Source organism: Lentzea sp. NPDC060358 (assembly GCF_042725365.1).
GTDB lineage: Bacteria > Actinomycetota > Actinomycetes > Mycobacteriales > Pseudonocardiaceae > Lentzea.
Window position 1 is genome coordinate 1 of record NZ_JBHXCW010000328.1, and the last position, 7,006, is coordinate 7,006.

Genomic DNA, 7,006 nt, shown 5'->3' on the forward strand with positions numbered 1-7,006 from the left:
GCACACCCCGCCGTGGACGACTGCCCGGTCTAGCGGTCCTCGGGCCTGCGCTCCCCGAGGACCGGGTCCTCCACCGGGACCTGGCGCTGCGTCGCGGGGACCGACTGGGTCGCCGCGACCGGCTGGGCCGGCCGCACCGGCTCCATGACCTCGGTCTCGGACGACGCGCGCACGGCGTCCTCACGACCGCGCTGGTAGGCCTCGGCCTGCGCCCTGGCCTGCGGCAGCTCCTGTTCGGCACGGCCGAGCCAGCCCTCCCAGCGCTGCTGCATGGGACGGACCAGGCCACCGCCGACACCGACGACGATCACGCCGCCGACGGTCGCGAGCACCGCGATGAGCACCGGCGTGGTGACCGTGGTGGCGACACCGATCTGGTTGAGCGCGGCGATGATGCCCAGCGCCCAGATGAACACCGACGCGATGGTGGCGAGCACCCGCCCGTAGGACAGGCCGCCGAGGGCGTTGCCGATGAAGTCCTTCACGGCGGTGGCGACGGCACCGGCCACCACGACGATGATGATCGCGACCGCGGCCTTGGGCAGCCACGCCACGATTCCGGTCAGCAGTTCGGAGACCGGGTTCGGGCCCCACACGCCGAAGGCGATCTGCAACGTGATCAGCACCAGGGCGTAGAAGACGAGCTTCGCCAGCAGGTCCGACGCGTCGTACTTGCTGCGCGCCAGCATCTGCCGGATCCCGCCGCGTTCGACCAGCCGGTCGAAGCCGACGCGTTCGAGGACCTTGTCGACCAGTTTGGACACCGCCTTGGCGACGAACCAGCCGATCACGAGGATCAGCAGGAACACCGCCAGTTTGGGGACGAACGTCGCGACCGCCCGCCAGGCGTCGGTCAACCCCTGCCCGAAGTCCATGCCGAGCTCCCTTCGCACGGGCGCCCGACATGGGTCGCCCGCACCGGGCATACCCGGCGCGGGCGCAACTCACACGAAGTTCACGACGCGGGACGCAGCTCGCGATCGCACGCGACGAGGTGCTCCCACGTCCGGCCCCGCTGACTCGGCGGCGCGGACCCGTCCGCGGTGCAGACCGGGTACACGAGCCCGAAGGGAACAGGCTGATCGAACTCGTCACCAGTGCGGGCATCGACCAAATGACGCACGTGTGCCATCACAACCACTCCCTCGCGTGTGAGCGGTAGAGCCGGTGGGGTTTGGGTCCCTCGAATACCCCGTGAGCAGCGAGAACATGCCCAAGAGCGTTGCGACATCAGAGTGAACCAATCTGTCCACAGTGGACTAACTCGTCGTGACGACCTTCGTGGCCGAACGGTGCGCGCGCTCCCACGCGGACCCGGTCCCACCCGGCCGGCCGCACGGGTGCGCGAGCGACCGTCCCGACGAGAACCTGCGCGGACCGTGAAGAGCTAATGCTAATTCGAATTATTACTGGGTTGACGACCTGCCGGGTGCTGTCGCAGACTCCCTGCCAATTCGAATTGGCAGGTGCTCATGGCCAAGAGGCTCACCCAGCAGGACATCGCCAGGATGGCCGGTGTCAGCCAAGCCACGGTGTCGCTGGTGCTCAACAACCGGACCGACAGCGGCGTCCGCATCGCGCCGGAGACCCGTGCCCGCGTGCTGGAGGTGATCCGCAGGACCGGCTACGTCGCGAACCCGATCGCGCGCCGGCTGCACGACCACCGCAACCGCATCCTGGGCGTCTTCACCTACGAGGCGGTCTTCCCGAGCACCCGCGCCGATTTCTACCAGCCGTTCCTCGAGGGCATCGAGGAGCACGCCGAGGAGGCCGGCTGCGACCTCCTGCTGTTCACGAGCGCGCGGGCGGCAGGGGGCAAGCGGCGGATCTTCAGCGACGACAGCCGGATCCGCCTCGCCGACGGCTGCGTGCTCCTCGGTCGTTCGGTCGACCGCGACGACCTGGCCCAGCTCGTGCGCGAGGGCGTCCCGTTCGTGTCGATCGGCCGCCGTGACGACGCGGGCGGCCCGGTGCCGCACATCGGCGCCGACTACGTCCCGGCGGTGCGCGACCTGGTCGAGAGGGCGGTCGCCCTCGGGCACCGCACGTTCGCCTACCTCGGGGCCGGAACGGGCGCGGAGTCCTCCGCCGACCGGTTGCGCGGGTTCGAGCAAGCCGTTGCCGCACAAGGAGTTCAGGGCGTGCACCTGCCGTTCGGCGACCTGGGCGAGGTGCTGGCCGCAGGCGTCACCTGCGTGCTCGCCGAGGAGGTGCCCGACGGCGCCGACCTGGTGCTCGCCGCCCGGGAGCGCGGCCTGGCGGTGCCGGGAGACCTGTCGGTGCTGGCGCTCGGCGCCGCGACCCGTCCGGCGCCGCGCGACGTGGACCTCACCGGGTTCCGCATCCCGCGCCGGGAGATGGGGCGCAGGGCCGTGCAGGCGCTCACCGAGGTGCTGGAGAACGGCACCACCCCGCAGGAGCTGCTGCCCTGCGAGTTCGTCGCCGGCTCGACGCTGGGGTGAGCACGGTGCCGGGACGGTCGAGAAGCTGGGTCGGTCAGGAGGAACCTGTTGCTGCACAACACTGACGTGGTCGTCGTGGGCGGTGGTCTGGGCGGGGTCGCCGCCGCGCTCGCGTTGCTGCGCGCCGGCCGCCGGGTCGTGCTCACCGAGGAGTTCGCGTGGCTCGGCGGCCAGCTCACCAGCCAGGCCGTGCCGCCGGACGAGCACAGCTGGGTGGAGCGCTTCGGCGTCACCGCCTCCTACCGCGCACTGCGCGACGGCATCCGCGACTACTACCGCCGCCACTACCCGCTCACCTCGCGGGCGCGGGCGTGGCGCGAGCTCAACCCCGGCGCGGGCAACGTGAGCAGGCTCTGCCACGAGCCGCGCGTCGCCGTCGCCGTGATCGACGCGATGCTGGCGCCCTACCGCGGCAGCGGCAGGCTCACCGTCCTGCAGCCCGCACGGCCCATCTCCGCGCGCACCGACGGCGACCGGATCGTGTCGGTCACCGTCGAGCACGACGGCGCTGAGATCGAGCTGTCCGCTCCGTACGTCCTGGACGCCACCGAGACCGGTGAGCTGCTCCCGTTGTCCGGCACCGAGTACGTCACCGGCTTCGAGTCCACCCTGGACACCGGTGAGCCGAGCGCGCCGGAGACCGCCCAGCCGGCCAACATGCAGGCGATGTCGGTGTGCTTCGCGATCGACCACGTCGACGGCGACCACACGATCGACAAGCCCGCCCGCTACGACTTCTGGCGCGCCTACCAGCCGGACTACTGGGGCGACCGGATGCTGTCGTTCCGCTCCCCCGACCCGCGCACGCTGAGCACCGCCGAGCGCACGTTCACCCCGAACCCCGACGACGACCCGCTGGGCGTCGTCTCGGACCAGCGGGTGAGCGCCGGTGACGGCAACCTGTGGACGTTCCGCCGCATCGCCGCCCGCCGCAACTTCGTCGAGGGCGCCTACGAGAGCGACATCTGCCTGGTCAACTGGCCGATGATCGACTACTTCGAGTCGCCGGTGATCGACGTGCCGGACGCCGCGCGGCACTTCGCGGCGGCACGGGAGCTGTCGAAGTCGGTCCTGTACTGGCTGCAGACCGAGGCGCCGCGCCCCGACGGCGGCACGGGGTTCCCCGGCCTGCGCCTGCGCGGCGACGTCACCGGCAGCGCGGACGGCCTCGCCCAGGCGCCCTACATCCGCGAGTCGCGGCGGATCCGGGCCGAGTGCACGATCGTCGAGCAGGACCTCTCGCTGGCCGTGCGCGGCGACAAGGGCGCCGTGCGGCACGCCGACGCCGTCGGGGTCGGCATGTACCGGATCGACCTGCACCCCTCGACCGGCGGCGACAACTACCTCGACGTCGCGAGCTGCCCGTTCGAGATCCCGCTCGGCGCGCTCATCCCCCAGCGGGTGGAGAACCTCCTGCCCGCGGGCAAGAACATCGGCACCACCCACATCACCAACGGTTCCCACCGGCTGCACCCGGTCGAGTGGAACGTCGGCGAGGTCGCGGGCGCGCTCGCGGACTTCTGCCTGGCGCACCGAGTCACCCCTCGCGCGGTGCGCAACACCCCCGGCCTGCTCGCGGACTTCCAGCACCGCCTGGAACGCGACGGGGTCGAGCTCCGCTGGCCGGACGTGTCCGGCTACTAGGTTTGGGAGACGAAGATGTCCCGACTTCCAGCGCTCGTCATCGCCGCGCTGCTCGCCCTCACCGCCTGCGGCGGATCGTCATCCGGCGACGGCCCCAAGTCGCTGCGCATGACCGTGTGGACCGCCAACGAGGCGCATCTCGAGCTGCTCAACGAGATCGCGGCCGAGTACAGGGCGGCGCACCCGGACGTCACCGAGATCAAGTTCGACTCGATCCCGGCCGACGGCTACACCACCACGCTCACCACCCAGATCGCCGGCGGCAACGCGCCCGACCTGGCCTGGGTCCTGGAGGAGTCGGCGCCGGACTTCGTCTCGTCCGGCGCGTTGCTGCCGATCAAGGCGAAGGTCGAGAAGGCCGACGAGCTCGTGCCGTCCGCCACCGAGCTGTGGGAGAAGGACGGCGAGCTCTACGCGTACCCGTTCTCCACCTCGCCGTTCGGGCTCTTCGTCAACACCGACCTGGTGAAGGACCTGCCCACGACGTGGGAGCAGGCCGTCGCGGCGTCGGCGGGCAAGAACCTCGTGCTGCCGGACTTCAAGTACCAGAACTGGGCGGTGCTCTCGGCGATCTGGCGCGGCTGGGGCGCGAACGCGTGGAGCGAGGACGGCAAGAAGTGCGGGTTCGCCGACCAGGAGATGAAGGACGCCATGACCTTCGTCCACAAGGCGATCTTCACCGACAGGGCCATCCCCGGTCCCGGCACGACCGTCGACTTCTTCGCGGGCAACGCGGCCATGGCCGTCAGCCAGATCTCGCGCGCGGGGGCGTTGAAGGACGCCAAGTTCGGCTGGACGCTGCTGCCGCTGCCGCAGGGCCCGAAGGGTGACTACGCGGTGATCGGCCAGGCCGGCGTCGGCGTCCTGAAGCGCTCGAAGAACGCCGAGGCCGCCGCGGACTTCCTGGGCTTCTTCACGAACGCGGCCAACTCCGCGAAGCTCGCCCGGTTCTTCCCGCCGGTGCGGCGGTCGCTGCTCAACGCGGACACGCTGGCCAAGAGCAACCCGCTGATCAAGCCGGAACAGCTGCAGTCGGTCGTGATCGACGGCATCAGCAAGGGCGTCGTGAAGCCGAGCCACCAGGGCCAGGAGGAGCTGAACCAGACGATCCGCGCCGCGCTCGACCCGCTGTGGAAGCCGGACGCGAACGTCGCGCAGGTGCTCGACGGGGTGTGCGCGAAGATCAAGCCGCTGCTGGAGCGCTCGTGACGTTCTGGACCTACCGCAGGCGCGACAACCTGGTCGGCTACCTGTTCGTCGCGCCCGCCCTGCTCGGCAGCCTCGTGTTCGTGCTCGTCCCGCTGGCGATGGTCGGCTGGTACAGCCTCAACGAGTGGAACGTCCTCGGCGGCACGTTCGAGTTCATCGGCGCCGAGAACTACCAGCGGCTGCTGGAGGACGAGAAGCTGCGGGACTCGCTCGTCGCCACGGCCTGGTTCGCCGCCGGGCTGGTGGTGCTGAACCTCTCGCTCGCCCTGTTGCTCGCGGTGCTGCTCAACCAGAAGCTGCGCGGCACCACGTTGTTCCGGACGCTCTTCTTCTCCCCCGTGCTGGTGTCCCTGGTCGCCTGGACGCTCGTCTGGCAGCTGATGCTCCAGCCGGAGGGCAGCGTGAACGGGCTGCTCGGGTTCTTCGGCGTCGACGGCCCGAACTGGCTGCGCGGCGAGACCACGGCGATGGTCTCGGTGGTCGTCGTGCAGGTGATCAAGAACGTCGGCCTGAACATGGTGCTGTTCCTCGCGGCGCTGCAAGGCGTCCCGGCACCGCTGTACGAGGCGGCGAAGATCGACGGCGCGGGCGCGTGGACCCGGTTCACCCGGATCACGATCCCGTTGATCAGCCCGACGATCCTGCTCACGTCGATCATCACGATCGTCGGCTCGCTGCAGGTGTTCGCGCAGATCGCCGTGCTCACGCAGGGCGGTCCCGGCACGTCCACCACCGTCTTGATCTACTACCTGTACCAGCAGGCGTTCCAGTTCCACCACTTCGGCTACGGCGCGACGATCTCGGTGCTGCTGTTCGTCATCGTCGCCGCGCTGACGCTGGTGCAGTGGCGGATGCGCCGGAAGTGGGTGCTCCATGAGTCGTAAGGTCTGGCTCTACGGCCTGCTGTGCCTGTTGTGCGTCCCGTTCGTCTTCCCGACCTGGTGGATGGTCACCTCGTCGATGAAGCCGATCGGCGAGATCTTCTCCGAGTCGCTGCTGCCGTCGGAGTGGACGTTGTCCACGTACGAGACCGTGTTCCGGATGCAGCCGTTCGGGCAGCAGTACTGGAACAGCCTCTACATCGCGGTGGTCGTCACGGCCGGCACGATGGCGGTCGCGGCGATGGCTGGCTACGCGTTCGCGCGCATCCGGTTCCCCGGCCAGAACGTGCTGTTCGTGGTGGTGCTGACGGGCCTGCTCATCCCGAGCGAGGTGACGATCGTGCCGCTGTTCCAGATGTTCCAGTCGCTCGGGCTCACCAACACGCACTGGCCGCTGGTCGTCGTGCCGATCTTCGGGGCGCCGTGCGTGCTGGCGATCTTCATCATGCGCCAGTTCTTCCTCGCGCTGCCCGCCGAGCTCGAGGAGGCGGCGCGCGTGGACGGACTGGGCCGCGCCGGCATCTTCTGGCGGATCGCACTGCCGCTCGCCCGGCCGGCGCTGGGCGCGGTCGCGATCTTCACGTTCCTGCACTCGTGGAACCTGTACCTGGAGCCGATCGTGTACCTGTCGACGCCGGACATGTTCACGCTGCCGCAGGCGCTGACTCAGTTCGTCGACATCTACGGCGGTCCGCTGTGGAACGTGCAGCTCGCGGCGGCGACGATGACGGCCGTGCCGATCCTCGTGGTGTTCGTGGTGGCGCAGCGGCAGTTCATCGAGGGGCTGGCGCACACGGGCGTGAAGGGCTG

The 7,006-nt window shown here is 69.8% G+C and carries 6 protein-coding genes; 5 read left to right on the forward strand and 1 reads right to left on the reverse strand.

Annotated features, from left to right (window positions below; genetic code table 11):
* Positions 1-29: 29 nt before the first annotated feature.
* Positions 30-875: a hypothetical protein gene (locus tag ACFWGZ_RS37890; protein WP_382456418.1), complete on the reverse strand. Its 846-nt coding sequence runs from the start codon at positions 873-875 to the stop codon at positions 30-32.
* 597 nt (positions 876-1,472) lie between these two features.
* Between ACFWGZ_RS37890 and ACFWGZ_RS37895 the strand changes: the two genes are divergently transcribed.
* The 5 genes from ACFWGZ_RS37895 to ACFWGZ_RS37915 all read left to right on the forward strand — a co-directional run.
* On the forward strand, positions 1,473-2,462 hold the full coding sequence (locus tag ACFWGZ_RS37895; RefSeq protein ID WP_382456419.1) for a LacI family DNA-binding transcriptional regulator: 990 nt from the start codon (positions 1,473-1,475) through the stop codon (positions 2,460-2,462).
* Positions 2,463-2,510: 48 nt separating this feature from the next.
* Complete coding sequence (locus ACFWGZ_RS37900; RefSeq protein WP_382456420.1) at positions 2,511-4,106, forward strand: FAD-dependent oxidoreductase; 1,596 nt, start codon at positions 2,511-2,513, stop codon at positions 4,104-4,106.
* Between the two features lie 15 nt (positions 4,107-4,121).
* The gene (locus ACFWGZ_RS37905; RefSeq protein ID WP_382456421.1) at positions 4,122-5,315 is read left to right on the forward strand and encodes an ABC transporter substrate-binding protein; all 1,194 of its coding nucleotides are present in this window, start codon (positions 4,122-4,124) and stop codon (positions 5,313-5,315) included.
* Entirely contained in the window at positions 5,312-6,199 is an 888-nt protein-coding gene (locus ACFWGZ_RS37910; protein WP_382456422.1) for a carbohydrate ABC transporter permease, read from the forward strand. Before ACFWGZ_RS37905 ends, ACFWGZ_RS37910 begins: the two co-directional genes overlap by 4 nt.
* A partial coding sequence (locus ACFWGZ_RS37915; protein WP_382456423.1) for a carbohydrate ABC transporter permease occupies positions 6,189-7,006 on the forward strand: 818 nt, incomplete at its 3' end. The genes ACFWGZ_RS37910 and ACFWGZ_RS37915, both read left to right, overlap by 11 nt.

Excerpts from the sequence above, each read along its gene's own strand:
- ACFWGZ_RS37895 (WP_382456419.1), top strand. The coding sequence starts at position 1,473 with ATGGCCAAGAGGCTCACCCAGCAGGACATCGCCAGGATGGCCGGTGTC.
- ACFWGZ_RS37890 (WP_382456418.1), bottom strand. The coding sequence starts at position 875 with ATGGACTTCGGGCAGGGGTTGACCGACGCCTGGCGGGCGGTCGCGACG.
- ACFWGZ_RS37905 (WP_382456421.1), top strand. The coding sequence starts at position 4,122 with ATGTCCCGACTTCCAGCGCTCGTCATCGCCGCGCTGCTCGCCCTCACC.